Annotated in this window: 29 protein-coding genes; 19 read left to right on the top strand and 10 right to left on the bottom strand. The window is 71.8% G+C overall.

Annotation, left to right across the window (positions count from 1 at the left end; all coding sequences use genetic code 11):
- Nucleotides 1-7: 7 nt before the first annotated feature.
- The 5 genes from ACFFJC_RS04480 to ACFFJC_RS04460 all read right to left on the bottom strand — a co-directional run bounded on the left by ACFFJC_RS04480 (nt 8) and on the right by ACFFJC_RS04460 (nt 3,817).
- Nucleotides 8-556, bottom strand: coding sequence for an NADPH-dependent FMN reductase (locus tag ACFFJC_RS04480; protein WP_379486297.1), 549 nt, complete (start codon nt 554-556; stop codon nt 8-10).
- Between the two features lie 90 nt (nt 557-646).
- Complete coding sequence (locus ACFFJC_RS04475) at nt 647-1,168, bottom strand: nuclear transport factor 2 family protein (protein WP_379486296.1); 522 nt, start codon at nt 1,166-1,168, stop codon at nt 647-649.
- Nucleotides 1,169-1,178: 10 nt separating this feature from the next.
- Complete coding sequence (locus ACFFJC_RS04470) at nt 1,179-2,039, bottom strand: alpha/beta fold hydrolase (protein ID WP_379486295.1); 861 nt, start codon at nt 2,037-2,039, stop codon at nt 1,179-1,181.
- Between the two features lie 105 nt (nt 2,040-2,144).
- Nucleotides 2,145-3,104, bottom strand: coding sequence for a TauD/TfdA dioxygenase family protein (locus tag ACFFJC_RS04465; protein ID WP_379486294.1), 960 nt, complete (start codon nt 3,102-3,104; stop codon nt 2,145-2,147).
- 74 nt (nt 3,105-3,178) lie between these two features.
- Nucleotides 3,179-3,817, bottom strand: a complete 639-nt coding sequence (locus ACFFJC_RS04460) for a YqaA family protein (RefSeq protein ID WP_379486293.1) — start codon at nt 3,815-3,817, stop codon at nt 3,179-3,181.
- Nucleotides 3,818-4,010: 193 nt separating this feature from the next.
- On the opposite strand from ACFFJC_RS04460, the gene ACFFJC_RS04455 reads away from it, so the two are divergent.
- The 19 genes from ACFFJC_RS04455 to ACFFJC_RS04365 all read left to right on the top strand — a co-directional run bounded on the left by ACFFJC_RS04455 (nt 4,011) and on the right by ACFFJC_RS04365 (nt 19,385).
- Nucleotides 4,011-4,556, top strand: coding sequence for a hypothetical protein (locus ACFFJC_RS04455; protein ID WP_379486292.1), 546 nt, complete (start codon nt 4,011-4,013; stop codon nt 4,554-4,556).
- Nucleotides 4,546-5,868, top strand: coding sequence for a DNA-packaging protein (locus tag ACFFJC_RS04450; RefSeq protein WP_379486291.1), 1,323 nt, complete (start codon nt 4,546-4,548; stop codon nt 5,866-5,868). The genes ACFFJC_RS04455 and ACFFJC_RS04450 overlap by 11 nt, the downstream gene beginning before the upstream one ends.
- 87 nt (nt 5,869-5,955) lie before the next feature.
- Nucleotides 5,956-7,104 (top strand): phage portal protein, encoded by a 1,149-nt coding sequence (locus ACFFJC_RS04445; RefSeq protein ID WP_379486290.1) that lies wholly within the window; start codon nt 5,956-5,958, stop codon nt 7,102-7,104.
- A complete protein-coding gene (locus tag ACFFJC_RS04440; RefSeq protein ID WP_379486289.1) occupies nt 7,101-7,409 on the top strand; it encodes a DUF6127 family protein in 309 nt (102 codons plus the stop codon). Before ACFFJC_RS04445 ends, ACFFJC_RS04440 begins: the two co-directional genes overlap by 4 nt.
- Nucleotides 7,406-7,843 (top strand): HK97 family phage prohead protease, encoded by a 438-nt coding sequence (locus ACFFJC_RS04435; protein WP_379486288.1) that lies wholly within the window; start codon nt 7,406-7,408, stop codon nt 7,841-7,843. Before ACFFJC_RS04440 ends, ACFFJC_RS04435 begins: the two co-directional genes overlap by 4 nt.
- Nucleotides 7,844-7,936: 93 nt before the next feature.
- Complete coding sequence (locus ACFFJC_RS04430) at nt 7,937-9,070, top strand: phage major capsid protein (protein ID WP_379486287.1); 1,134 nt, start codon at nt 7,937-7,939, stop codon at nt 9,068-9,070.
- 86 nt (nt 9,071-9,156) lie between these two features.
- Nucleotides 9,157-9,705 (top strand): head-tail connector protein, encoded by a 549-nt coding sequence (locus tag ACFFJC_RS04425; protein ID WP_379486286.1) that lies wholly within the window; start codon nt 9,157-9,159, stop codon nt 9,703-9,705.
- A complete protein-coding gene (locus ACFFJC_RS04420) occupies nt 9,702-9,878 on the top strand; it encodes a hypothetical protein (protein ID WP_379486285.1) in 177 nt (58 codons plus the stop codon). The genes ACFFJC_RS04425 and ACFFJC_RS04420 overlap by 4 nt, the downstream gene beginning before the upstream one ends.
- A 3-nt stretch (nt 9,879-9,881) precedes the next feature.
- Entirely contained in the window at nt 9,882-10,271 is a 390-nt protein-coding gene (locus ACFFJC_RS04415; protein WP_379486284.1) for a DUF3168 domain-containing protein, read from the top strand.
- A gap of 165 nt (nt 10,272-10,436) precedes the next feature.
- Nucleotides 10,437-10,841, top strand: a complete 405-nt coding sequence (locus ACFFJC_RS04410) for a phage major tail protein, TP901-1 family (protein ID WP_379486283.1) — start codon at nt 10,437-10,439, stop codon at nt 10,839-10,841.
- Nucleotides 10,838-11,149 (top strand): GTA-gp10 family protein, encoded by a 312-nt coding sequence (locus ACFFJC_RS04405; RefSeq protein WP_379486282.1) that lies wholly within the window; start codon nt 10,838-10,840, stop codon nt 11,147-11,149. Before ACFFJC_RS04410 ends, ACFFJC_RS04405 begins: the two co-directional genes overlap by 4 nt.
- A complete protein-coding gene (locus tag ACFFJC_RS04400) occupies nt 11,146-11,346 on the top strand; it encodes a phage tail assembly chaperone (protein WP_379486281.1) in 201 nt (66 codons plus the stop codon). The genes ACFFJC_RS04405 and ACFFJC_RS04400 overlap by 4 nt, the downstream gene beginning before the upstream one ends.
- The gene (locus tag ACFFJC_RS04395; protein ID WP_379486280.1) at nt 11,336-11,893 is read left to right on the top strand and encodes a tail tape measure protein; all 558 of its coding nucleotides are present in this window, start codon (nt 11,336-11,338) and stop codon (nt 11,891-11,893) included. The genes ACFFJC_RS04400 and ACFFJC_RS04395 overlap by 11 nt, the downstream gene beginning before the upstream one ends.
- Nucleotides 11,894-11,905: 12 nt before the next feature.
- On the top strand, nt 11,906-14,254 hold the full coding sequence (locus ACFFJC_RS04390) for a phage distal tail protein, Rcc01695 family (RefSeq protein ID WP_379486279.1): 2,349 nt from the start codon (nt 11,906-11,908) through the stop codon (nt 14,252-14,254).
- Entirely contained in the window at nt 14,251-15,072 is an 822-nt protein-coding gene (locus ACFFJC_RS04385) for a phage/gene transfer agent baseplate hub protein (protein WP_379486278.1), read from the top strand. The genes ACFFJC_RS04390 and ACFFJC_RS04385 overlap by 4 nt, the downstream gene beginning before the upstream one ends.
- On the top strand, nt 15,069-15,491 hold the full coding sequence (locus ACFFJC_RS04380) for a hypothetical protein (protein WP_379486277.1): 423 nt from the start codon (nt 15,069-15,071) through the stop codon (nt 15,489-15,491). The genes ACFFJC_RS04385 and ACFFJC_RS04380 overlap by 4 nt, the downstream gene beginning before the upstream one ends.
- Before the next feature lies 1 nt (nt 15,492).
- Nucleotides 15,493-17,703 (top strand): phage tail protein, encoded by a 2,211-nt coding sequence (locus tag ACFFJC_RS04375; protein ID WP_379486276.1) that lies wholly within the window; start codon nt 15,493-15,495, stop codon nt 17,701-17,703.
- A gap of 18 nt (nt 17,704-17,721) precedes the next feature.
- Nucleotides 17,722-18,180, top strand: a complete 459-nt coding sequence (locus ACFFJC_RS04370) for a DUF2793 domain-containing protein (RefSeq protein ID WP_379486275.1) — start codon at nt 17,722-17,724, stop codon at nt 18,178-18,180.
- Nucleotides 18,181-18,365: 185 nt separating this feature from the next.
- Entirely contained in the window at nt 18,366-19,385 is a 1,020-nt protein-coding gene (locus ACFFJC_RS04365; protein WP_379486274.1) for an OmpA family protein, read from the top strand.
- Between the two features lie 153 nt (nt 19,386-19,538).
- On the opposite strand, the gene queC is transcribed toward ACFFJC_RS04365, so the two are convergent.
- From queC to ACFFJC_RS04340, 5 genes are all read right to left on the bottom strand, one after another.
- Nucleotides 19,539-20,234, bottom strand: a complete 696-nt coding sequence (gene queC / locus ACFFJC_RS04360) for a 7-cyano-7-deazaguanine synthase QueC (protein WP_379486273.1) — start codon at nt 20,232-20,234, stop codon at nt 19,539-19,541.
- A 39-nt stretch (nt 20,235-20,273) separates the two neighbouring features.
- Nucleotides 20,274-20,675 (bottom strand): hypothetical protein, encoded by a 402-nt coding sequence (locus tag ACFFJC_RS04355; protein WP_379486272.1) that lies wholly within the window; start codon nt 20,673-20,675, stop codon nt 20,274-20,276.
- Nucleotides 20,676-20,773: 98 nt separating this feature from the next.
- Nucleotides 20,774-21,682, bottom strand: a complete 909-nt coding sequence (gene hslO, locus ACFFJC_RS04350) for an Hsp33 family molecular chaperone HslO (protein ID WP_379486271.1) — start codon at nt 21,680-21,682, stop codon at nt 20,774-20,776.
- Nucleotides 21,679-22,605, bottom strand: coding sequence for an ornithine carbamoyltransferase (argF, locus tag ACFFJC_RS04345; RefSeq protein ID WP_379486270.1), 927 nt, complete (start codon nt 22,603-22,605; stop codon nt 21,679-21,681). Before argF ends, hslO begins: the two co-directional genes overlap by 4 nt.
- Nucleotides 22,605-23,795 (bottom strand): aspartate aminotransferase family protein, encoded by a 1,191-nt coding sequence (locus ACFFJC_RS04340; protein WP_379486269.1) that lies wholly within the window; start codon nt 23,793-23,795, stop codon nt 22,605-22,607. The genes argF and ACFFJC_RS04340 overlap by 1 nt, the downstream gene beginning before the upstream one ends.
- Between the last annotated feature and the right edge of the window lie 129 nt (nt 23,796-23,924).

The following is a 23,924-nucleotide window of genomic DNA, read 5'->3' as shown; positions in this document are numbered from 1 at the left end:
GAACCGCTCAGGCCTGGTGGACCGCCACGTAGTTCACGAAGGCCTGCATCCAGCCGTTCAGGAAGTCGGCCGACTGCGCCCCGACGGTGCCGTCCTCGGCGATCAGGCCCTCCTTCCATTGCAGGAACGCCTCGGGCGCGCCCAGCGTCGGCATGTCGAGGTAGGCGAGCACGTTGCGCAGGTGCTGCTGCGCCATGGCGGTGCCGATCGCGCCGATGGAGACGCCGATCACGCCCGCCGGCTTGCCGCTCCACGCGCTCTGCCCGTAGGGGCGCGAGGCGTGGTCGATGGCGTTCTTGAGCACGCCGGGGATCGAGCGGTTATACTCGGGCGTCACGAAGATCACCCCGTCCGAACCTGCGATCAGCGCCTTCAGCGCCTTGACGCTGTCCGCCTGGTCGGCATCGTCGTCCTGGTCGTAGAGCGGCAGCGTGCCGATCTCGGCGAAGGTGAAGTCATGGCCTTGCGCCGCGGGCAGGCGGGTGAGCGCCTCGGCCAGCCGGCGGTTGTAGGATTCGGCGCGCAGGCTGCCGACGACGACGGCGATCTGGGACATGGAAAGCTCCGTGCTGCTGAATGCACGGGCAGCATCGCCGCATTCGGTGTCCGGGGGAAGACGGTTTGCGCCGGGCCGGCCGGCGCGCCGCTAGGCCGGGCGGCGGGGCACCGGCGGGCGGTGGTAGCTGACGTCGCTGCGGTCGCGCGCCGCCTGGCAGGGCGCCTCGGCGGTGTAGGCGCTCTGCGGCGAGGGCGCGAGCGCGGCCTTGGGCACGTCGTAGGTGCCTTCGACGAGGGTCACCCGGTTGGCGATGCGCCATTCGCCGCCGCGCTTGCGGAAGTGATCGACGTAGCGGCCGGTGGACATGAAGTTGGGCCCCTCGACCGTCACGCCCGAGAAGTGGTAGTAGGTCTCGCAGAACGCCTCGTCGCCCTGGAGGTCGCAGACGTGGTTGAGGATGGCGTGCTGCGTCGCCTCGAACATCAGCGTGGTGCCGTCCGCCCAGGTCACGAAGGCGTCGGGGGTGCCGACGAAGTGGCCGTGGTCCTCGATCGCGTCGTCCCAGTAGCACGAGCGGGCGAGTGCGTTGTCCAGCCGGTCCAGCCCGCGCGCGTAGCGCAGCAGGACCTGGTGGATCTGGTGACGGTCGATGAGTTCGGCGAGGTCCATGGGCTCAGTCCTACAGCCAGTCGAGCAGCATCGGCGCGAGCAGCGGCCAGCGCTCGAATCGGCCGCGGCGATTGGCGGGATCGACCGGGAAGGTCGAGACCTCGTTCCACTCCTGGTCGCCCCAGGGCGGCTCGACCAGCGTCGAGTTCGGCAGCAGGCGGTGGACCCACTCGGACGTCGCGCGGGTGTGGGCCATGTCGCTCTTGCCCGAGCGGAAGGTCAGCACCGGCATCGTCAGCCGCGCGAAGTCGGCCTCGGTCATGCCGGGCACGGGCGAATCGTCGGAATAGGCGAAGGCCTGGCCCCAGCGCTGCATGGTGGCGATGTAGGCGTCCGGGTCCTGCGCCAGCAGGATGTCGCGGATCCGAAGGTTGCGGGCGATCTGGTCGGCCCAGCTCGGCAGCGCGGCGACCGCCTCCATGCCGCCCTTGCTGGCCGCGGCGATCTGGTCGCCGCAGTAGAACCAGGCGAGGCCGGCCAGGCCCACCGGCCCGCCGCTGATCCACCAGATCGCGATCTTGCGCACCTTTTCGGGCATGCGCGCCGCCGCCATCAGCGCGATGCGCGAGCCGGCCGAGCCGCCCACCAGCGTCACCTTCCTCAGCCCGAGCGCCTCCACCAGGCCGACAAGCGCCTCGCAGTTCATCACCGATTCGCTGGGCGCGGTGAAGGCGATGTCGGACGCGCCGCAGCCGGGCCGGTCCCAGAGCAGGACGCGAAAGCCGCCTTCGGCCAGCCTGGCGCCCAGTTCCGGCACCCCCGCGGTGTCGCGCGCGTAGCGCCCGCCCGGGGTCAGCACCAGCGGCGGCGCGCCGGGGTCCCCGATCAGCGCGTAATCGAGCGTGAGCCCGTTCACCTCGATCTTCGCCATCGTCTCTCCCTGGGTCTTTCGTGCTGGGTCTGGTGGGCCGTGGGGCTCTTGTGGCTTCGACAAGCTCAGCCCGAGCTTGTCGAAGGGTCGACCCCGCAGCCCCCCTCAAGCCATCGCGTCGGCGTCCAGCGCCACCTTCGGCTCGGTTTCCCAGCGGCCGAGGCCGTAGTCGCCGGCGATGGTGGTGCGGTACATCAGGCGCTCCTCGTCCGGGTGGTTGCCCGAGACGCAGTGGAGCATGCGCAGGTTGTCCCAGATCGCCATGTCGCCCTCGCTCCACCTGTGGTGGTAGCTGCAGCCTTCGCCCAGTCGGTTGATCTCCTGGCACACCTCCTCGAGCAGCGCGTCGCCCGCCGGCGTCTCGTCGCCGACGAGGCCCTGCGCCATGTAGGCGGAGACGTGGAGCACCTTCTCGCCGGTGGGGCGGGTCCAGACGGCGGGGTGGATGGCGCGCGGCATGGCGGCGGCCTGCGCCTTGAACTCGGGGCTGGACGGCTTGGGCTCAATCATGCGGTACTGCTTCGGGCGGCCGAACTTCAGCTCGTCGTACTGGGTGCTGAGCGTGTAGATGACCTCCGCACCCTCGATCCGCCGCCGCAGGTCCTCGGGGAAGGCCTGGTAGAGCGCCACGCCGTCGAGGAAGCCGGTGACGCCGCCCTCCGCCACCCGCTCGACCGAGCGCAGCACGCCCGCGCGGTTGAGCTCGTCGTTGTAGCAGTGGTCGAAATGCCAGGGCAGCCAGTGCGAGAGCAGCTTGCCGTCCACCTCCACGGTGCCGCGGCCGCGCCGGCTGCGGATCTCGATCACGCCCGGCATGCGGTCCGAATCGACGCGGCCGACGGCCTTGACCGGGTGCTCCTTGAGCGGGCCGAAGCAGCTGCTGATCGCCAGCTGCATCGCGTCGGTCTGCTCGACCTCCTCGAACACGATCATGCCGTGGCGCACGAACAGCGCGTCGATCTCGTCGCGCAGGGCCTTGTCCTGCAGCGCGCCGAGCGTGAGCCCGCCGATGCGGACGCCGAAGGGCAGCCCTTCCTGGAGCGGACGGGTGGTGAATGACGGCACGGTGCTTGGCTCTCCCGAAAATCGTGGTTTTCGGGCGGCAGGCTAAGGCGTCGCGGCGCCCGGGGTAAAGTCGCTCAGGCGGTTTTTGCCGCCACAGCCGAGGCGCACTTCTCGTTGGTCTCCTTGGCCCCGCCGCCGAGCAGCGTGACGGCGAGGAACCCGGCGACCACCAGCACGGCGAAGGCGGCGGTCACCTTGCCCAGGTGCCTGTCGATCGCGGCCTTGATCGGCGCGCCGAACAGGCGGAACAGCACGCCCACGATCATGAAGCTGATCGAGCGCGAGACGAGCGAGGCGCCGATGAAGACCGGCAGGCTCATGCCGATGAACCCGGCGGTGATCGTCAGCAGCTTGAAGGGGATCGGCGTGGCGCCCTTCACGATGATGATCTCCGCGCCGTAGATGCGAAGATAGCACGCGGCCTTGGGGAAGCTCTCCGCCAGGCCCAGCGCCTGGAGCAGCGCCTCGCCGAAGGCGGCATAGGCGAAGTGGCCGATCGCATAGCCGAGCAGGCCGCCCGCGACCGAGCCCAGCGTGGCGATCACCGCGAAGCGAATCGCCTTCTTCGGCTCGGCCAGGCACATCAGGCCGAGCAGCGGGTGCGGCGGCACCGGGAAGAAGCTGGCTTCCATGAACGCGAAGGCGGCGAGCCACCATTCGGCATGGCGGTGCGCCGCCTTCTCCATCGTCCAGTCGTAGAGGCGGCGCAGCATCGAATTTCCCCCGGCAGGTCGCGGCCCTGCTTAGGGCCGGCGCTGCATTGCGGCAAGCGCCGCCGAAAGCATAACCCATCTGGCACTTTCTCCTTGACAGAAGCAGGTCGTTTCGGTACATACCGTGAACATCGACGGGCTCGGACCTTCGCGGGTCGCGGCCCTCCCCGACCCAGCACGAACGGAACCGAAGATGGCGGACCAGAGTCCTTCCCGCCGGAGCGCCCCCGCGCCCCGGGCAGACACGCCCACGCCCAAGTGCAACTGGCGCCGCGTGTTCCTGGCCGAACTGGCCGCCACCTCGAACGTCGCCGCCTCGGCCCGCGCGGCCGAGGTCACCACCGCCCGCGCCTACGAGGCCCGCCGCAACGATCCGGTGTTCTACCGCGAATGGCAGGAAGCGCTCTGCGAAGGGTACGACCTGCTGGAGATGAACCTCCTCCACCGGCTGCGTGAAGGCGAGATCAAGCCCGCCGCCGGCGCCAAGCGCGGCGTGCGCGTGTTCGACAACGCGACCGCGCTGCGCCTGCTGGTGGCGCACCGCGAGACCGCCGCCCGCCAGCGCGCCGTCGTCGAGAACCGCAATTCCGAGGCCATCCTCGACGTCATCAACGCCAAGATCGAGAAGATGCGCGAACGCCGCGCCGCGCTGTCGCTTCCCGGGGCCGCGCCCCAGGCCGTCCACCAGGCCGCCCCCCAGCCCACCCCCGCCCCGCGAGGCGCCGGCGATGGCGAGTGAGCACCTGCGCATCCTCGAAGCGATCCCGGCCGCGGAACGCCGCCGGGCGATGCGGGTCTTCAACGAGAAGGAGCAGGAGGAGCTGCTCACCCACTGGAAGCTCTGGGCCCGGCCCGAGCAGCTGCCCCCGCCCGGCGACTGGCGCACCTGGCTGGTGATGGCCGGCCGCGGCTTCGGCAAGACCCGCGCCGGCGCCGAATGGGTCCGCGCGGTCGCCGAAGCCGATCCCGCAGCGCGGATCGCCCTGGTCGGCGCCACGCTGCCCGAAGCACGCGCGGTGATGGTGGAGGGGGACAGCGGCGTGCTGGGCGTCTCGCCCGAGCGCAGCCGCCCGCAGTTCGAACCCTCGCTGCGGCGGGTGACCTGGCCCAACGGCGCGCAGGCGATGCTCTACTCCGCGCTGGAGCCCGAGACGCTGCGCGGCCCGCAGCACAGCCACGCCTGGTGCGACGAGGTGGCGAAGTGGGACAATGCCGCGGCGCGGGCGACCCGCTCCTGGGACAACCTGCTGCTGGGCCTGCGCCTGGGCGAGAAGCCCCGGGTCGTCGCCACCACCACGCCGCGCGCGGTGCCGCTGGTGCAGCGCCTGCTGGCCGAGCCCGCCGGCGACCTCGCCGTCACCCGCGGCCGGACGGAGGACAACTGCGCCCACCTGCCGGCGCGCTTCCTGTCCGACATCCGCCGCAGCTTCGGCACCTCGCTGCTCGCCCGCCAGGAACTCGACGGCGAACTGATCGCCGACATCGAAGGCGCGCTGTGGACGCGCGGGCTGCTGGAGGCCTGCCGGGCCGACTCCATTCCGGAGCTTGCGCGGATCGTCGTGGCCGTCGATCCGCCCGCCTCGGCGGGAGGGGACGCCTGCGGTATCGTCGTAGCCGGGACCGGTGTGGACGGGATGGCGCACGTGCTGGCCGACGCCTCGGTCGAGAAGGCCGGGCCCGAGCGCTGGGCCCGTGCCGTCGCCGCCACCGCCGAGGCGTGGAACGCGGACCGCGTCGTCGCCGAGGCGAACCAGGGCGGCGCCATGGTGGCTTCGGTCCTGCGCGCGGCCCGGCTCTCGCTGCCGCTCCGCCTGGTCCATGCCAGCCGCGGCAAGGTCGCCCGCGCCGAGCCGGTGGCGGCGCTCTACGAGGCCGGGCGGGTGCGCCACGCCGGGACTTTCCCGGCGCTGGAGGACGAGCTCTGCGGGATGATCGCGGGCGGAACCTACCAGGGCCCGGGCCGCTCTCCGGACCGCGCCGATGCGCTGGTCTGGGCCCTGACCGAGCTGATGTTGGGCAGGGCCGCGGAACCGAAGATCCGCGTGGCCTGAGCCGGCACGCGCTCTCCCGGACCGGGAGGGGAGAACACCGAGGTCCCGGCCGCCCGGGACCCCATTTCTGGACGGAAAGGTCTTGGCATGTCCTTCATCGAGACGCTCGTCGCCGCCTTCAAGGGCGCAAGTGACCGCCCCCCGCTCGCCCGCGGTGCGGCATCGCCCTGGTTCTTCACCGATGCCGGCGACGGGCGTGCCCCATTCGAGTACGGGCGTGCGGTGCGCCGCGCCTACCTGGAGAACCCGGTCGCCCAGCGCGCGGTGCGGTTGGTGGCCGAGGGGATCGGCGGCGCGCCGCTGCGGCCCGTCGATCCGCGGCTGGCGGCGCTGGTGGCCGAGACCAGCGGCGGGCAGCCGCTGCTGGAGACGCTCGCCGCGCACCTGCTGCTCCACGGCAACGCCTACGTGCAGGTGATGAAGGACGCGCGCGGGGTGCCGGTCGAGCTCTTCGCGCTCAGGCCCGAGCGGGTGAGCGTGGTGGCGGGGGAGGACGGCTGGCCCGCCGCCTACGCCTACGAGGTCGCCGGGCGTCGCCTGTCGATCGCCGTGCTCGACGAGGACGCCGCGCCCAACCTCGTCCATATCCGCCATTTCCACCCCGGCGACGACCACTACGGCGCCGGCTGCCTGTGCGCCGCGGACGAGGCGATCGCCACCCACAACGCCGCCTCCGCCTGGAACCGGCAGCTGCTGGAGAACGCGGCGCGGCCCTCCGGCGCGCTGGTCTACGGCGCGGGCGACGGCGCGGCGCTGACCGGCGAGCAGTTCGACCGGCTCAAGGCCGAGCTGACCGGCGCCTATGCCGGCTCGGCCAACGCCGGGCGGCCGATGCTGCTGGAAGGCGGGCTCACCTGGCAGGCGATGGCGATGACGCCGGCGGACATGGACTTCGCCACGCTCAAGGCCGCCGCCGCGCGCGACATCGCGCTGGCCTTCGGGGTGCCGCCGATGCTGCTCGGGCTGCCGGGCGATTCCACTTACGCCAACTACCGCGAGGCCAATCGCGCGCTCTGGCGGCTGACGCTGCTGCCGCTGGCGGCCAAGATCTTCGCCGCTCTCGGCGAGGGGCTGGCGCCCTGGTTCCCCGAGGCGGCGCTGGCCATCGACCTCGATCGCGTGCCCGCGCTGTCCGAGGACCGCGAGCGGCTCTGGGCGCAGGTGAGCGCCGCCGATTTCCTGCAGCCTGCCGAGAAGCGTGCGCTTCTGGGGCTTGAACCGGAGAACAAACCATGAACTCCAACGACATGCTGGCCGGCCTGCTCGCGCAGGCGGCATCGGGAGGGGCCGACCTCGTCACCTTGCGCGCCGTCGTCGAGGAGGCCAGCGAGCTCGGCGCCCGGCGGATGCTGGCGCGCATCGGCCTGGACGACGAGACCGCGCCCCAGGACGTGAGCGAGCTGCGCGAGCTGCTCCAGGCCTGGCGCGACGCCAAGTCTAGCGCGCGGGCGGCGGCGATCGGCTGGATCGTGCGCGGGGCGCTGGCGCTGCTGCTGCTCGGCCTGGCCGTGCGCCTCGGCGCCACCGGGCTGCTGCGGTGATCCCTCGACAGGCCGGGGACGCGCGGGCGCTGCGCTTCGCCGGCTACGCCGCGCTGTTCGGCCGGCCCGACTGCGGCCGCGACACCATCCGCCGCGGCGCCTTCGCCCGCACCCTGGCCCAGCGGCGCCACCCGCTGCCGCTCTACTGGCAGCACCGGCCCGACCTGCGCATCGGCTGGGTGGAGGCGGCGCGCGAGGATGCCCGCGGGCTGCGCGTGGTCGCCACCATCGACAACCCGCAGGGCGCGGCCGGGCTCGCATTGCGGCGGGGCGCCGTGACCGGTCTCTCCTTCGGCTTCCGCGCCCGTGACAGCCGCCGCAGCGAGGCGGGGCGCGAGCTGCTCGACATCGAGCTGCTCGAGGTCAGCCTCGTCACCCATCCGATGCAGCACGAGGCGCGCGTCCACCTGGTGGCGCCCCCCCCCCCGGCCTGACCGGGGCTCGTCCCGCTTCGCCCGCTTCCCGTTCTCACGACGCCCGTTCTTCCCGCCGCGCCCGCGCGGCTCCAACCGAAAGGTGAATGCCCCATGGAATCCACACCCCCGGTCGAGGCGCTGGACGCCTCGTTCGACCTCGTCGCCCGGCAGGATGCGACCGACGCCACGGTCGCGGCGCTGCGCGGCGACGTCGACGACGTGAGGGCCCGGCTCGACCGCGTCTCGCGCGCCGCTGCCCGCCCGGTGATCGAGGGCGGCGCGCCCGGCATCGAGGTCAAGAGCTTCGTCCAGGGCTACCTGCGCGCCGGGCGCGAAACCGAGCTCAAGTCGCTGTCCGGCACGGTGGCGGCGGACGGCGGCTATGCCGTCCCGCGCGAGATCGACGCGCTGATCTCCGCCCGGCTGCGCGCCATCAGCCCGATCCGCGCGATCGCCCAGGTGGTGCAGACCGGCACCGCCGGCTACCGCAAGCTCGTCACCACGAGCGGCACCGCCTCTGGATGGGTGAGCGAGACCGCGGCGCGCCCGGAGACCGCGACGCCCGCCTTCGCCGAGATCGCGCCGCCCTCGGGCGAGCTCTACGCCAACCCGGCGGCGAGCCAGGCCATGCTCGACGATGCCGCCTTCGACGTCCAGTCGTGGCTGGCGGACGAGATCGCCATGGAGTTCGCGCGCGCCGAGGGGGCGGCCTTCGTCGGCGGCAGCGGCACCAACCAGCCGCGCGGGTTCCTGACCGGCACCACCAGCACCGCGGGCGACGCCGCCCGCACCTTCGGTCAGCTGCAGCACCTCGTCTCGGGCCACGCCACCGGCTTCGACACCGCGCCCGAGATCAAGCTGATCGACCTCGTCCACGCGCTCAAGGCGGGCCACCGGCAGGGGGCGAGCTGGGTGATGAACTCCCGGACGCTGGCGCTGGTGCGCAAGCTCAAGGCGGCGGACGGATCGTTCCTGTGGCAGCCGGGCCTGATGGAGGGCCAGCCCAACCGCCTGCTCGGCTATCCGGTGGTCGAGGCGGAGGACATGCCCGACGTCGCCGCCGGAGCGCTGCCGATCGCCTTCGGCAACTTCCGCGCCGGCTACCTCATCGCCGAGCGCAGCGCGACCGCGATCCTGCGCGATCCGTTCACCAACAAGCCCTTCGTCCACTTCTACGCCACCAAGCGGATCGGCGGGCAGGTGCTCGATTCCGACGCGATCAAGCTGCTCAAGATCGCGACCTGACGCGGCCGGGCGCCCGCGCCGTAGCTCCCCTCCGGCGGCGCGGGCACCTTCGCGTTCCCCAGCCCTTCCCTCGATCGGAGTTCCCCATGAACCGGGTCATCCTCACGCCCGCGGCCGTGCCGTCGCCGGCGCTTGCCGAGCTCAAGCAATGGCTCGGCATCACCACCGCGGTCGACGACGCCCCGCTCGCGGCGCTCATCGCCGCCGCGACCGAGACCTGCGAGGGCTTCACCGGCGCCTTGCCGGTCGAGGCCGAGTGCGAGGAAGTGCTCGCGCCGGCAAGCGGCTGGCGGCGGCTGGCGACGCGGCCGGTGCTCGCCATCATCGCGGTCGAGGCGCTGGCCGGCGATGGATCGCGCACGCCGCTGCCGCCGGGCGCGTGGGACAGCGATCTCGACGCCGAGGGCGGCGGCCATGTCCGCATCGCTCCGACTGCGGCGGCCGGGCGCGTGGCGGTGCGCTTCACCGCCGGCCTCGCCCCCGCCTGGGACGCGCTGCCCATGGCCCTGCGCCACGGCATCGTCCGCCTCGCCGCGCACCAGCACCGCGAGCGCGAGGGCGCGGGCGCGGCGCCGCTGCCCCCCGCTTCGGTGGCGGCGCTGTGGCGCCCCTGGCGCCGGATGCGGCTGGCATGAGCGGGCGCGCGATCCAGGTGCGCGTGGGGTTCGACGCCTTCGCCGCCCGCCTCGCGCGCCGCGCCGCAGCGCTCGCGCGCGCCCGCACCGCCGCCACCCTTCTCGCCGCACGCGGCGACGCGCGCCGCTGGCGCCGCCCCGCGCTCCTGTGGCCGCTCTTCGCGAAAGGATAAGCCATGGAACTGACCTTGCGCGCCGCGCTCGTCGCCTGGCTGGCGTCCGACCCGGTGCTCGCCGCCCGCCTCAACGCCGTGGCGGAGGAGGCGCCCGCGCGCACCAGCCTGCCCTGGCTCGCCGTCGCCGCCAGCGCCAGCACCGACTGGAGCTGCAAGACCGCCGCGGGCCGCGAAGTGCGCATCGCGCTCGAGCTGCACTGCCGCGGCGACGCCCCGGACGCCGCCGCCGATCTCGTCGCCGCCATCGAGGCGCGAGTGGAAGCGCTGCCGCGCACGCAGGGCCCGCTGCGGATCGCCGCCATCCAGTTCCTGCGCGCCCACGCCGAGCAGCGCCCCGCCAACACCCGCGCGGTGCTGCTGGAATACCGCTTCCGCGCGCTCGCCACGTAAGCCGGCGGGTCCATCCTTCGACAAGCTCAGGATGAGCGGCTTCGACAAGCTCAGGATGAGCGACTTCGAAAAGCTCAGGATGAGCGGAATGGGAGGACCGCACCTTTTCGTTGAACCCGCGTGGGCTGAGCCTGTCGAAGTCCCGCACCACCAAGGAGCCGAACCATGACCGCCCAGAAAGGCAGCGCCTTCCTGCTCAAGATCGCCAGCGGCACGCCCGCCAGCTACCAGACCGTCGCCGGCCTCAGGACCACCCAGATGTCGGTGACCGGCGACGCCGTCGTCGTCACTTCCAAGGACAGCGGCGGCTGGCGCGAGCTGCTCTCGGGTGCGGGCGTACGCTCCGTGTCGGTCAGTGCGGCGGGAATCTTCCTCGGCAGCGCGGCCGAGGCCCAAGTGCGCGCCAATGCGATGGCCGGCACGCTCGACGACTACGAACTGAGCTTCGAGGACGGCGAGAGGCTGCGCGGCCGCTTCCTGGTCCAGCGCCTCGACTACGCCGGGGACTTCAATGGCGAGCGCAACTACACGCTCCAGCTCGAAAGCTCGGGCCAGGTCTCGCCGGCATGAGCACGGCGAATCCCCTGCGCGGCGAGGCGGAGCTGGCGATCGCCGGCACCCGGCGCCTGCTGCGCCCCAGCTTCGCCGCGCTGTGCGCCGCCGAGGCGGAGCTGGGGCCGCTGTTCGCACTCGTCGCGCGCGCCGGCGCGGGCGAGCTGCGGCTGGCCGAGATGGCAGCGCTGTTCTGGCACTGCCTGGTCGAGCGCGAGGGCCTGAGCCGCGAGGCGGTGGGCGAGGCAGTGGTCGCGCAAGGCCTCGCCGCCTGCGCCGCGCCCTTGCGCAGCCTCCTGGCGCAAATCCTCAAGGGCGCGCCATGAACGCGCGGTTCGACGGCGCGGCCCTCGCGCTGTGGGCGCTCGCTGCGCGCACGCTCGGCTGGCGGCCGGCCGAGTTCTGGGCCGCGACGCCGGCCGAGTTCGCTGCCTCCCTGGGCCTCGCGCGCCTCGATGCGCCCGCTCCCGGCCTCGATAGGCAGACCCTGCAACGGCTGATGGACAACGATCATGGACGATGAGATCGACACGCTGCTGGTGGAAGTGCGCGCCGGCACCGAGGGCTTCGCGCGCGACATCGCCCGCCTGCGCGGCGCGGTGGAGGGCGACCTCGCCGCGGGCTTCACCCGCGCCGGCGATGCGCTGGAGCGCGGGCTGGCGAGCGCCATCCGCAGCGGCAACCTGGGCTTCGACGATCTCAGGCGCAGCGCCAGCTCCGCGCTCGGCGCGATCGCCGCGCAGGCCGCCGAGACGCTCGCCGCCCTGATGACCGGCAGCGGCACTCCGGCCGGGGCCGACATCGGCGGCCTGCTCACCGGCGCACTCGGCCTGCCGGGCCGCGCCACCGGCGGCAACGTGTCCCCGGGGCGCGGCTACCTCGTGGGCGAGCGCGGGCCCGAGGTCTTCGTGCCCACCGCCGCCGGCCGGGTGGAGGCCCCGCGCGCCGCGCTCCGCGACGTGCGCGTCTCGATCAGCCTCGACGCCCCGCGCGGCGCCTCCGTCCCGCAGTCGCTCCAGCGCTCCTCGCGCCAGGTGGCGAGCGCGGTGCGCCGCTCCCTCTCGAACTAGGAGGCCCGTTCCATGGCATTCTGGCTGGCAAGCGAGCGCGAGGGTCAGGCGAGCGACTGGATCATGCGCTTCGACCCGCGCTTCTGGACCGTCAACTTTCCGCGGCCGATGATGGCGGCGGTCGTCTCGACCGGCCCGGACGCGCTGCGCGTCGAGGCCGCGTTCCTGCGCAAGTGCGACCTGGGCGGCCTGATCTGGGACAGCGAGGACCGGCTCGACCACCCGCTTCTCGCCTACCGCACCGACCGTGACTACGCGCACACCGCGCTGCGCTTCCGCTGGCGCTCGGGCGGAATCGCCCCACTCGACGCGGTGAACGGCCCCACGCTGACGGTGGAGGGCCGCGACGCGGCGGGCGCTCCGCGGACCTGGTACGTCAGGCTCTGGAACTATGCCGAGGGAACCGGCGAGGACGCGCTGGTCTCGCTCGACTTCTCCCAGCTCGATGGCGGCTTCCTGCTGCCCGCGGAAGCGGATCGCGTGTGGCCAAGCGCGATCGAGCGCATGTTCATCTCCTTCGCCCCGCCCGGCTACGACGCGGAGAGCGACGAGCCGCTGCCGGCCGAGGCCGAGGGCTGGATCGAGGTGAGCGCCATCGCCGCCGACGGGGCGCGCGCCATGCTGGAGATCGGCGACGTGCTGGTTCAGGCGCACGGCCTTGGCATCGCCACCGGCTTCGACGACCAGGGCGTGCAGACCCCCGCCCGGCTCCTGCGCGCGGCGCGCCAGCTCGGCTACCGCGGTTCGGTGATCCACTATATCGGGATGAGCCACTATTTCCGGCTCGCCGCGATGGACGGCGCCTTCCTGGCAGGCGGGCCCGGCGCTACGCTCAATGCCCCGACGCGGGTCTGGCACCGCGCCTTCTTCGCCGAGTGCCTGCGGCTGGGGTTCAGCCCCGTCGCCTCGCTGTCCTACGAGCTGCTCGATCAGCACTGCCCCGCGGCGTGGAAGCAGCGCGCGCACGACGGCGCGCCGGCCCTCACCGGCTGGGACCCGCCCTCCACCCTGCTGTCGCCCGCGAGCGGGGAGGCGATGGATTGGCTCCGCGCGGTCGCGGGCGAGATGGCGACGCTGATGGCCGAGGCGGGCGCCCCGGTGCGCTTTCAGGTGGGCGAGCCCTGGTGGTGGACCTTTGCGGACGGCCGGATCTGCCTCTACGATGCAGCGGCACAGGCGGCGCTGGGCGGCGCGCCCGTCGCCATCCCGGACATGCGCGCACCGCTCGACGCGGGCCAGACAGCCCTGCTGGACGCGGCCGGCGCGCTGCTCGCGCAGTCCACCGCCGATCTCGTGGCGGCCGTTCGGGCCGCGGTCGCCCCCCGCTTGGTCGAGGCGCTGGTGCTGGTCTTCGCGCCTACGATCCTGGCGCCCGACATGCCCGAGCTCAGGCGCGCCAACCTGCCGAGCGGATGGGCCTCCCCCGCCTTCGACCGGCTCCAGGTGGAAGACTACGACTGGCTCACCGCAGGGGCCGACGCGCACCGGCGCCACGCCCTGGCCGAGATCGATGCCCGGCTGGGCTATCCCCCGCAGCAGCAGGACTACCTGGCCGGCTTCGTCCCGGCCGCGGGCCAGTCCGAGCTGTGGCGGCGCATCGACGCGGGCATCGACGCGGCGCGCGCCCGCGACCCGCACGAGATCGTCGTCTGGGCGCTGCCGCAGGTGGCGCGCGACGGTTACGTGCGCCTGCCCCCCGTTTCCACCCATGACCCGGGATCCGACCCCATGCAGCCTTTCGACGACGTGCCCTACCCGCTTGCGCTCGGCCGCGACGCCACCGTCGTCGCGGAGTTCTCCACCAGCGTGTCGACCACCGCCTCGGGGTTCGAGCGGCGCAACAGCCTGTGGTCCGACGCGCGCCTGCGCTTCGATGTCGGCCCCGGCGTCCGCTCCGAGGCCGAGTTGGGCGCGCTGCTCGCCTTCTTCCGGGCCCGGCGCGGACCCGCGCGCGGGTTCCGGCTGCGCGACCCGGGAGACTTCAGCTCCGGCGGCATGACCGAGGCGCCGAGCGCGCTCGACCAGCACATCGGCAGCGGGGACGGGATCACCGCCGAATTCGCGCTGACCAAGCGCTATGGCGCGGGACCGGAGGCACAGCAGCGGCGCATCACCCGGCCCGATCCCGCGAGCGTGCGCGTCTCGATCGACGGCGTGCCGCAAGCGGGCAACTGGCACCTGCGCCCCGCCGGGATCGTGGCGTTCGACCTGCCACCCCCGGCGGGCGCGATCGTTCGCGCAGGGTTCCTGTTCGACGTGCCGGTGCGCTTCGCGCAGGACAGCCTGGAGATCTCCGGCGCCGCCTTCGCCGCAGGAGAGGCGCCCAGCGTTCCCCTGGTCGAGATCCGGGAGCCGTCATGAGCCGCCGCTGGTTCGCGCGCGAGCTGGAGACGGTCGCGACCTTCTGCCGGATCCTGCGCACCGACGGCGTCGCGCTCGGCTTCACCGCGCACGACCGCGACCTGTGGTTCGACGGCGTGCTGCACCGCGCCTCGCCCGGCATGGTCCCCTCCTCGATCCGCCGCTCCGCCGGACTGGATGCCGACAGCGCCGAAGTGAGCGGCGCACTGACGCACGACGCGATATCGGGCGCCGAGCTCCACGCCGGCCGCTTCGACGGGGCGCAAGTTCGCATCGGCGTGGTCGACTGGGAAAGCGGTGAGCGCGATATCCTCTATGCCGGCACCATCGGCGCGATCGCCGAGGAGGACGGCGCCTTCTCCGCCGAGCTCGTCTCGCGCAAGGCGGAGCTCTGGCGCGATCCCGTCCCACGCACCAGCCCGGCCTGCCGCGCCGCCTTCTGCGGACCTGGCTGCAACCTCAATCCCCAGCGCTTCATGCGGGAGCTGCGCCTCCAGGCGATCGATGCCCCCGCCAACGCCGTCGTGCTGGAGGGCGCGCCCGAAGCAGCACTCCACGCCGGCGGCACCCTGCGCTGGCTGGACGGGCCGCAGGCCGGCATCGTGGCCGGGGTGATGGGCCCGGGCCCGGCGGGAGGGCTGGTCCTCGACGTGCCGATCGAACCCGTCGCCGCCGGCAGCCGCGTGCTGCTGCGCGAGGGGTGCGACCACCGGCTGGACACTTGCGCCACCCGCTTCGCGAACGCCGCGAATTTCCGCGGCGAGCCGTTCCTGCCCGGCAACGACCTGCTCGTGCGCACGCCGGGACCCGGCCAGTGAGCGGCGAGGCTCTCGCGCGGGCGGCGCTGTCGCTGGTCGGCGCGCCGTTCCGGCTGCACGGACGCGATCCTGCGAGCGGGCTCGACTGCCTCGGCGTCCTGGCCCTGGTCTGCGCAGCCACCGGGCGCACGGCAAGGCTGCCGACCGGCTATGCCTTGCGGTCCCGGCGGGTGCCGGACGCGGACCGCCACGCGGCCATGCTGGGGCTGCGCCCGGCGGCCGGGGAGATCGCGCGGGGCGACGTGCTCCTGCTGCGGACCGCACCGTGCCAGCTCCATCTCGCCATCGCCGTCTCGGCCGCATCCATCGTCCATGCCCATGCCGGGCTCGGCAAAGTCGTGCGCGGACCGCTTCCCCCCACCTGGCCGGTCCTGGGGCACTGGCGCGCGGCCCCGGCAGCCCCCCTGGAGGACATCTGACATGGCGACACTCGTATTCGGCAGCCTGGGCACGGCGCTGGGCGGCCCGCTGGGCGGAGCGATCGGCTCGCTGATGGGCCGCCAGGTGGATGGCATGGTGCTCGGCGGGGCGGGCCCACGGGGGTCCCGCCTCAAGGAGCTGGAACCGACCTCCTCCACTTACGGTCAACCGCTGCCGCGCCACTTCGGCCGCATGCGTACCGCCGGCTCGGTGATCTGGGCCACCGACCTCGTCGAGCACGACGAGGCGCAGGGGGGTGGCAAGGGGAGCCCGGCGATCGCCGGCTATAGCTACAGCGCGAACTTCGCGGTCGCCCTCGCCAGCCGACCGATCCTGGGGCTCGGCCGGATCTGGGCGGACGGGCGGCTGCTGCGCGGTGCGGCCGGCGATCTCAAGGTCGCTTGCACGCTTCGCGTCCACACCGGCGAGGGCGACCAGGCGCCCGATCCGCTGATCGCCGCCGCCGAGGGAGAGGACCGCTGCCCGGCCTACCGCGGCCTGGCCTATGTGGTTTTCGAAGGGCTCGACCTGTCGGACTACTACAACCGGATCCCCGTGCTGTCCTTCGAAGTGATCGCCGACGACGCCTTCGATCTCCGCCACCTGGTGGGCGAGGTGATCGAGCGCGTCGATGCCGCGGTGCCGCTCGACGGGCTTGCCGGCTACACCAGCGAGGGCAGCCCCGCCGCCGACCTCGAGGTCCTTGATCGCGTGATGCCGCTGGACGTGGACGCAGCGGGCACCGATCTCGTGATCGCCCGCCAGCGCCGGCAGGACGGGCCGATCCTGCTGTCCGAACCGTGCATCCCGCTCGAAGACGAGGACGGGTCCGGCGGTCGGGCGGGCCACGCGCGCCACCGCGCGGCGCCCTTGGCGCAGGCGCCCTCGGTGCTGCGCCACTACGACCCTTGGCGCGACTACCAGCCCGGCGTCCAGCGTGCCTCCGGCCGCGCCGGTCCGGGCGAGCCGGCGATCGTCGAGCTGCCGGCGGCGATCGAGGCCGCGGACGCGCGGGTCCTGATCGAGCGCCTGGCCCGCCGCGCCGACTGGACGCGCGAGCGCATCACCTGGTGCAGCGGCGAGCTCGACCCCGCGGTCGGCCCCGGCGCGCTGGTGGCGCTGCCGGGCATCGCCGGGCACTGGCGGGTGCGCGAGTGGGAGTGGCGCGCGAGCGGCGTCGCGCTTGCGCTCGAGCGCGTGCCGCCGACCGGTGCCGATGCCGCGCCCGCGATCCTGGCCGACCCCGGCCGCGCGGCCGCGGCGGCCGACCTATCGGTCGCGGAGACCCGCCTGGTCGCCTTCGAGCTTCCGGTCGACGGGCTCGGTGGAGCGCCGCAGGTCCCGCGCCTGTTCGCCGCCGTCACCGGCACGACCGCCGACTGGGCGGGCGCCGCGCTCTATGCCGACGCGGGCGCGGGCCAGCTCGTCCCGCTCGGCCCCAGCGGCCATCGGCGCGCGGTGATCGGCACCGCGCTGTCCCCCCTGCCGCCGGCGAGCCCGCTGCTGCTCGACCGCGGATCGCGGCTGACCGTATCGCTCCTCGACCCGGCGATGCAGCTGGCCACGGTCGAGCTGGCGCAGATGCTCGCCGGCGCCAATCGCGCCCTCGTCGGCGAGGAGATCGTCCAGTTCGCGAAGGCGGAGCCGCTCGGAGGCGGCCACTGGCGGCTCTCCGGACTGCTGCGCGGGCGCGGCGGGACCGAGCATGCCGTCGCCGGGCATGGCTCGGACGAGGGGTTCGTCCTGCTCGGGCCGGGGCTGGTGCCGCTCGACCCTGCCGTCCTCGGCACCGACCCGGCGCGCCGGGTGGTGGCTCTCGGCCGCGGCGATCCGGCGCCCGTCAAAGCGCCGGTGCTGCTCCGCGGCCTGGGCCTGCGCCCGCTCTCCCCCGTCCGTCCGCGCCGGACCGTGGCCGCGGACGGTTCCTGGACGCTGGCCTGGACGCGCCGCGCGCGCGGTGGATGGTCCTGGCGGGGCGGCGTGGACATGCCGCTCGTCGAGGAAGCCGAAAGCTACCTGGTGACCCTGGGTCCCCTCGAAGCCCCCTTCGAAACCTTCCTCGCCACGTGGACGACCGCCACCCCGCTGCTCCGGCTCGAAGCGAGTACGCTGGCCGATCTGGCCGCCCGCAATCCCGGCGCCCCGATCGCGGTCCGCCAGCGTGGCACCGCATCGCTCTCGCTCCCGCTCCTCCTGTGCCACCTGCCCTGATCCCCGGAAGGAAAGCCGATGACCGACCCGTTTCCCTTCGCCAGTGCCACCTCCCGCTTCGCGCTGCCGCTGCTCCATGCCGGGCAGGCGGAGAAGGAGGTGGTCGTGAACGAGGCGCTCGCGCGCGCCGATGCCCTGATGCACTGCGCGATCCAGGGCGAAACGGCCACACCTCCGGAATTTTCCGTAGATGGCCAGGCCTGGCTGGTCGCCGCAGGCGCGACCGAGGCCTGGCAGGGACAGGCCGGCTCGATCGCGCGAAGGCACGGCAGCGGCTGGATTTTCGCGGAGCCGTGCGACGGCCTGCGGGTCTTCGACCTCTCCGCCGGCCAGGAGATGCTGTTTTTCGGTGGCTGGAGAAAAGCTTCCCTGCCGCTGGAACCACTTGGAGGAACGAGTGTTGATGGTGAGGCTCGGGCCGCGATCAATGATCTGGTCTCGGCTCTTCAAGCCTTGGGTATCTTCCCGGCGGCATAACGATGCAGGAACAGGGTCCTTCGGGGTGGCAATGATTTCGGATACCGGGTCGGCAGCGTACCCCAACCTCCCGAACATGCGGCATTTTTGCCACAGGTGCGGGTAATGTGCGCTTGCACACGCATTGCCAAAGGGCTAGACACTCTAGCACTCGGTGGCTCCAAATCTCTTAGTAGGGGAAACGTATGAGGAAACTCGTCCTTGGACTGGCGCTGGCTTCGACAGCTATCGCCACGCCCGCGTTCGCGCGCGACGATTCGTGGTATCTGGAACTCGATTTCGGCGGCATGATCGTCGAAGACGCCGACGTTGACGTCGATGGTGTCAACAACGCCGGTGAAATCGAATTCAAGAAGGGCTTCGACGGCGGCGCTGTTCTTGGCTACGACTTCGGTCCGTTCCGTCTCGAGACGGAAGCCAGCTATCGCCAGGCCAACATCAAGTACAGCGGTGGCGCTGACGCCAGCAACCTGTCGTTCATGGTCAACGGCCTGCTCGACTTCGGTCCGGACGACGGCCTCCAGGGCTTCGTCGGCGGTGGTGCCGGTGTCGCTCGCGTCGACGCCGACGTGATCGACGATTCCGACAGCGGCTTCGCATGGCAGGCGATCGCGGGTATCCGCGCTCCGCTCAGCGCCCACTGGGACATCGGCCTCAAGTACCGCTTCATGAACGTCGACAACGTCGACCTCGTGTCGCCCGCGGGTGACTCGCTGGAAACCCGCTGGCGTTCGCACTCGCTGATGGGCACCCTGGCGTACAACTTCGGCGAACCGGCTGCTCCGCCGCCGCCCCCGGCGCCGCCGCCCCCGGCGCCGCCGCCCCCCCCGCCGCCCCCGCCGCCGGCTCCGGCCTGCAACAAGGGTCCGTACATCGTGTTCTTTGACTGGGATAAGTCGGACATCACGCCGGAGGCTTCGACCATCCTCGACAGCGCCGTCAGCGCCTACGCGAACTGCGACAGCGTTCCGATCATGCTGGCCGGCTACACCGACCGCTCGGGCTCGACCACGTACAACCAGGGCCTGTCGGAGCGTCGTAACGCTTCGGTCCGTTCGTACCTGACCAGCCACGGCATCCCCGACGGCTCGATCTCGAGCCAGGGCTTCGGTGAAAGCAACCCGCGCGTTCCCACCGCCGACGGTGTGCGCGAGCTGCAGAACCGCCGCGTCGAGATCACTTACGGTCCGGGCTCGGGCATGTAAGCGAACCGGCAACGGTCAAGATCAGGGGGTCGGAGCAATCCGGCCCCCTTTTCTTTTGGACCTGCCGCGGCTTCCGGCTTCCGCGCGGACGCACAGCAAGAAGCCCTGCGGCTTGGCCGCAGGGCTTCTTGCTGTGCCGAACTGTTGGGGGCCTCAGGCCGCGTAGGGGGTCGGATCGATCAGGCCGGCTTGCGCGAAGCCGCCCTTGCGCAGGCGGCAGCTATCGCACAGGCCGCAGGCACGGTCGTCCGGCTGGGGGTCGTAGCATGACCAGCTCATCCCCGGATCCAGCCCCAGGCGATCGGCCTCGCGCGCGATGTCGGCCTTGCCCATGAACTGCAGCGGGGCATGGATGCGCAGCTTGTGCCCTTCGGCACCCGCCTTGGTGGCCAGCTCGGCGATCGCCTCGAAGGCGGAGATGAACTCCGGCCGGCAGTCGGGATAGCCCGAATAATCCAGCGCGTTGACGCCGATGAAGATGTCCCGCGCGCCGATCGCCTCGGCCCAGGCGAGTGTGAGCGAAAGGAACACCAGATTGCGGGCCGGCACGTAGGTGACCGGGATCTCCGCCCCGACGCCTTCCTTCGGCACCGCGATGTCGTCCGTCAGCGCCGAGCCGCCGAACTGCCTCAGGTCGAGCGGCATGACGACGTGACGCGCCGCGCCGATGAACCGCGCGATCTCGGCCGCCGCCTCCAGCTCGCGCCGGTGCCGCTGGTTGTAGTCGATGGTGAGCGCGTTGACCGCGAAGCCCTGCTCGCGTGCGATACCGGCCGAGACCATGGAATCGAGACCGCCGGACAGCAGCACGACGGCCGGCCTGGCCGTGGGGGAAGAGGTTTCCTGCATGACCGTCCCGCTACGCCGGCTGCGGCGCGGCCGCAATGGTCAACCGCCGCAGGCCCCTGTCATGCGACCTTCCGCGGAGAACGAGAAGGGCAGCCCGTCGACGATCCCCTGGCTGTCCACCTGAACCAGGCGATTGGTCTCGCGCCGGATATGGGTGCGCCCGTAGCCTTGTCCGCGGCAGGTGTACTGCACGGTGACTTCGTCCGGCAGGTCGTCCACCACGACGCTGCTGCAGGGTGCGCCCGGATGGCGCAGCTGGATGAAGCGGCGACCGTTGTCCACGCACATGGCGCGCACGGGCCCTCCACGCTCGCGCAGCTCCCAACTCCCGCGATCGAGCTCGTCCAGCATGTGCAGCGACTTGCGCTGACCGTGGGCCGGAACGACGACAGCGGTGGCGGCAGTCGCAATGGCGAGCACGACAAGCGCAGATCTCAACATCGTTTCATCGCCTTCACTCATCGTCCTGCCGCATACAATATCGGAACAGGAGAGGGCGAATGCAAGTCGGCCCGCAGCGGATGGGCCTCAGACTGGCGTCAGACGGGAATGCGGAGGATCTTGGAGCAGAACGCGCAGTCCACCGGTACGAGACCGTCATCGTCGCGCATATCGACGATCTGGTCTTCGGGAAAGCGCGAGAGGATGGATTGATAGTGCTCCACGGTACAGCGGCAACCCCGCTGGAGCAACAGCAGGGGCTCGACCCGCACTTCCTCCTCTTCGTGGAACAGGCGCCAGACGAGCTGCTCCAGGTTCAGCACGGGATCGATGAGTTCCGCCTCGCTGACGGTGGAGGCCAGGATCGCCACATGCTCCCAGTCCGGGTGGTCCTCCTTGGCATGAAGGCGCTCCTTGCCTTCCTCGCCGTCGGGAAGGTGCTGGACGAGCAGACCACCGGCGGTGCATCGCGGCCCGTTGGAGCGCACCGCGATGCGGATGAGCGTGGGCAGCTGCTCCGACTGCGCGAAGTAGCTCTCGCAGGCATGGGCCAGCGACTCGCCTTCCAACGGCACGATGCCCTGATAGCGCTCCTGGCTGGCGGCCAGGTCGAAGGTGATCGCGAGATAGCCCTTCCCGAAGATCGTCTCCAGCGTGCAGCCTTCCTCCAGCTCGCCCACGCGCTCGGGATCGTGGCGCAGGTAGCCGCGAAGTTCTCCGTTGCGGTAGTCGCACACGAGGAGGTCCACCACGCCGTCCTCGGCCTGCGCCTGCAGGGTAAGCTGGGCGTGCTCCTCCTTCAGCAGCGAGCCCATCAGCGCGGTGAGGACCAGGGCCTCCGCCAGCAGGTGCTTGACGATCTTGGGGTAGTCGTGCGCCGACAGCACCGTCTCGAGCACCGGCCCGAGCCGCACGACACGCCCGCGGGCATGGCGTGCGGGCACCGTGAAGGCGAGGACCCGGTCGAAGCCGGTGTCGTCGTCGCGCAGGAGGTCGTCGAGGCTCACAGCTTGCCGAGGCTCCACAGCAGGACCGACTTCTGGGCGTGGATGCGGTTCTCGGCCTCGTCCCAGACCACCGATTGCGGGCCGTCCATGACCTCGTCGGTAACCTCCTCGTTACGGTGCGCGGGCAGGCAGTGGAGGAACACGGCACCGGGCTCCGCTGCCGCCATCAGCGCGGCGTCGACCTGGTAGGGCTGCATCGCGGCGACGTGCTGCTCACCCCCGGCCTGGCCCATCGAGACCCAGGTGTCGGTGACCACGACCTGCGCCCCCGCCACCGCCGCGCGCGCATCGGGCGTAAGGATGACCTCGCCCCCCGCCGCGCGTGCCCGCGCCACGAAGCCCGCGTCGGGCTCGTACCCGGCCGGGCCGCCGATGCGGATGGTGAACTTCATCAGCCCCGCCGCCTCGATCAGCGAATTGGCGACGTTGTTGCCATCGCCCAGCCAGGCCAGTTGCAGACCGGGCAAGGCGAAGCCCCGCTCGACCACCGTCAACAGGTCGGCGACGATCTGGCAGGGGTGCGACAGGTCGGTCAGCCCGTTGATGACCGGGACGTCGGCGTAGTGCGCCAGTTCCTCGATCTTGGCGTGGTCGTCGGTGCGGATCATGATCGCGTCGACCATCCGGCTGAGCACCCGCGCGGTGTCGGCAATGGTCTCGCCCCGGCCCAGCTGCGTGCTGTCCGCCTCCATGATCAGCGCCGACCCGCCGAGCTGGCGCATCGCCATGTCGAACGACACGCGCGTGCGGGTGGAGTTCTTCTCGAAGATCATCGCCAGCACGTGGCCAGCCAGAGGCGCATCCGCATCGGCCCGACCCTTGGGCCAGGCCTGGCGTGCCGCCTTGCGATCCAGCGCGTCGTTGATCATGGCCGCGATCACGTCGCCGCCGGCATCCGACAGGCTGAGAAAATCCTTGCTCATCAGGCACCCTCCTCGGGCTGGTAGCTCGCGGCCGCGGCGGAGAGCTTCTCCATGAATTCATCTATATGGCTGTCGTCGATCACCAGCGGCGGCAGGATACGCACGACGTTGTCCCCCGCCGAGACGGTCAGCAGGCCATGGCTGTCGCGCATGTGGGCGACGAAGGCGCGCGGCTCCACCCTCATCTTCAGGCCGATGAACAGGCCGCGCCCGCGCACGAGCTCGAACAGATCGGGGTAGTTGCCGATGAACTGCTCGAGGCGGGCCTTCAGCCGCTCGCCCTTGGCGCGCACGTCGGCGAGGAAGGCCTCGTCCGGGATCACGTCCAGCACCGCCCCGATCGCGGCCATGGCGAAGGGGTTGCCGCCGTAGGTCGACCCGTGCGCGCCGAACGTCATGCCCCGGGCCGCCTTCTCGGTGGCCAGGCAGGCGCCCACCGGGAAGCCGCCGCCGATGCCCTTGGCGGTCGCGAGGATGTCGGGCGTGATCCCGTACTGCTCATAGGCGTAGAACGTGCCGGCGCGGCCGACGCCGCTCTGCACCTCGTCGAGAACGAGCATCAGGTCGTGCTCGTCGCAAAGCGCGCGCAGGCCCTGCAGGAACGCGTCGGTGGCGATGCGGATGCCGCCCTCGCCCTGGATCGGCTCGACCAGGAAGCCGGCCGTGTTGGGACCGATCGCCGCCTTCGCCGCCTCCAGGTCGTTGAAGTCGACGTACTTGAAGCCGGGCAGCAGGGGCAGGAAGCCCTTGTGCATCTTCTCCTGGCTCGAGGCGCTGATCGTCGCCATGGTCCGGCCGTGGAACGCGTTGTTGAACGTGATGAGCTCGAACTTGTGGTCGTTGCCGGCGGACTGGTGATAGGCGCGCGCGGTCTTGATCGCGCACTCGACGGCTTCCGCACCGGAGTTGGTGAAGAACACCGTGTCCGCGAAGGTCAGGTCCACCAGCCGCTGGGCCACGGCCTCGCCCTGCGGGCTGCCGTAGAGGTTCGAGACGTGCATCAGCGTCTGGGCCTGCTTCTGGATCGCCGCGACCAGCCCCGGGTGCGAGTGCCCGAGCGCGTTCACCGCGATGCCGCTGGCGAAGTCGAGGAAGCGACGACCGTCCTCGCTGACGAGATGGCAGTGCTCACCGCGGACGGGACGCACGCCGCACCGGGGATAAACGGGCATCAGCGGGGTCATGGACATGTCGGAAATCCTCGAGAATTCTGGCGTGAAGATCGCAAACGACAAATGGCGGCCCTATCCGGACCGCCATCTGCGCGCATTTAGACTTTTGCAGACGCCCGGTCAAACCGCCGGGCGCAGTGCAGGCAG

Source organism: Novosphingobium soli (genome assembly GCF_042432915.1).
GTDB lineage: Bacteria > Pseudomonadota > Alphaproteobacteria > Sphingomonadales > Sphingomonadaceae > Novosphingobium > Novosphingobium soli.
The sequence above is the reverse complement of the archived record's forward strand: the minus strand, read 5'-3'. Positions and strand labels throughout refer to the sequence as shown.

Excerpts from the sequence above, each read along its gene's own strand:
- ACFFJC_RS04395 (WP_379486280.1), top strand. The coding sequence starts at position 11,336 with ATGGACGATGAGATCGACACGCTGCTGGTGGAAGTGCGCGCCGGCACC.
- ACFFJC_RS04365 (WP_379486274.1), top strand. The coding sequence starts at position 18,366 with ATGAGGAAACTCGTCCTTGGACTGGCGCTGGCTTCGACAGCTATCGCC.
- ACFFJC_RS04405 (WP_379486282.1), top strand. The coding sequence starts at position 10,838 with ATGAGCACGGCGAATCCCCTGCGCGGCGAGGCGGAGCTGGCGATCGCC.
- ACFFJC_RS04445 (WP_379486290.1), top strand. The coding sequence starts at position 5,956 with ATGTCCTTCATCGAGACGCTCGTCGCCGCCTTCAAGGGCGCAAGTGAC.
- ACFFJC_RS04480 (WP_379486297.1), bottom strand. The coding sequence starts at position 556 with ATGTCCCAGATCGCCGTCGTCGTCGGCAGCCTGCGCGCCGAATCCTAC.
- ACFFJC_RS04375 (WP_379486276.1), top strand. The coding sequence starts at position 15,493 with ATGGCGACACTCGTATTCGGCAGCCTGGGCACGGCGCTGGGCGGCCCG.
- ACFFJC_RS04370 (WP_379486275.1), top strand. The coding sequence starts at position 17,722 with ATGACCGACCCGTTTCCCTTCGCCAGTGCCACCTCCCGCTTCGCGCTG.
- ACFFJC_RS04450 (WP_379486291.1), top strand. The coding sequence starts at position 4,546 with ATGGCGAGTGAGCACCTGCGCATCCTCGAAGCGATCCCGGCCGCGGAA.
- queC (WP_379486273.1), bottom strand. The coding sequence starts at position 20,234 with ATGCAGGAAACCTCTTCCCCCACGGCCAGGCCGGCCGTCGTGCTGCTG.
- ACFFJC_RS04355 (WP_379486272.1), bottom strand. The coding sequence starts at position 20,675 with ATGTTGAGATCTGCGCTTGTCGTGCTCGCCATTGCGACTGCCGCCACC.
- ACFFJC_RS04340 (WP_379486269.1), bottom strand. The coding sequence starts at position 23,795 with ATGTCCATGACCCCGCTGATGCCCGTTTATCCCCGGTGCGGCGTGCGT.
- ACFFJC_RS04390 (WP_379486279.1), top strand. The coding sequence starts at position 11,906 with ATGGCATTCTGGCTGGCAAGCGAGCGCGAGGGTCAGGCGAGCGACTGG.
- ACFFJC_RS04400 (WP_379486281.1), top strand. The coding sequence starts at position 11,146 with ATGAACGCGCGGTTCGACGGCGCGGCCCTCGCGCTGTGGGCGCTCGCT.
- ACFFJC_RS04430 (WP_379486287.1), top strand. The coding sequence starts at position 7,937 with ATGGAATCCACACCCCCGGTCGAGGCGCTGGACGCCTCGTTCGACCTC.
- ACFFJC_RS04455 (WP_379486292.1), top strand. The coding sequence starts at position 4,011 with ATGGCGGACCAGAGTCCTTCCCGCCGGAGCGCCCCCGCGCCCCGGGCA.
- argF (WP_379486270.1), bottom strand. The coding sequence starts at position 22,605 with ATGAGCAAGGATTTTCTCAGCCTGTCGGATGCCGGCGGCGACGTGATC.
- ACFFJC_RS04440 (WP_379486289.1), top strand. The coding sequence starts at position 7,101 with ATGAACTCCAACGACATGCTGGCCGGCCTGCTCGCGCAGGCGGCATCG.
- ACFFJC_RS04415 (WP_379486284.1), top strand. The coding sequence starts at position 9,882 with ATGGAACTGACCTTGCGCGCCGCGCTCGTCGCCTGGCTGGCGTCCGAC.
- ACFFJC_RS04460 (WP_379486293.1), bottom strand. The coding sequence starts at position 3,817 with ATGCTGCGCCGCCTCTACGACTGGACGATGGAGAAGGCGGCGCACCGC.
- ACFFJC_RS04385 (WP_379486278.1), top strand. The coding sequence starts at position 14,251 with ATGAGCCGCCGCTGGTTCGCGCGCGAGCTGGAGACGGTCGCGACCTTC.
- ACFFJC_RS04470 (WP_379486295.1), bottom strand. The coding sequence starts at position 2,039 with ATGGCGAAGATCGAGGTGAACGGGCTCACGCTCGATTACGCGCTGATC.
- ACFFJC_RS04420 (WP_379486285.1), top strand. The coding sequence starts at position 9,702 with ATGAGCGGGCGCGCGATCCAGGTGCGCGTGGGGTTCGACGCCTTCGCC.
- ACFFJC_RS04475 (WP_379486296.1), bottom strand. The coding sequence starts at position 1,168 with ATGGACCTCGCCGAACTCATCGACCGTCACCAGATCCACCAGGTCCTG.
- ACFFJC_RS04425 (WP_379486286.1), top strand. The coding sequence starts at position 9,157 with ATGAACCGGGTCATCCTCACGCCCGCGGCCGTGCCGTCGCCGGCGCTT.
- ACFFJC_RS04410 (WP_379486283.1), top strand. The coding sequence starts at position 10,437 with ATGACCGCCCAGAAAGGCAGCGCCTTCCTGCTCAAGATCGCCAGCGGC.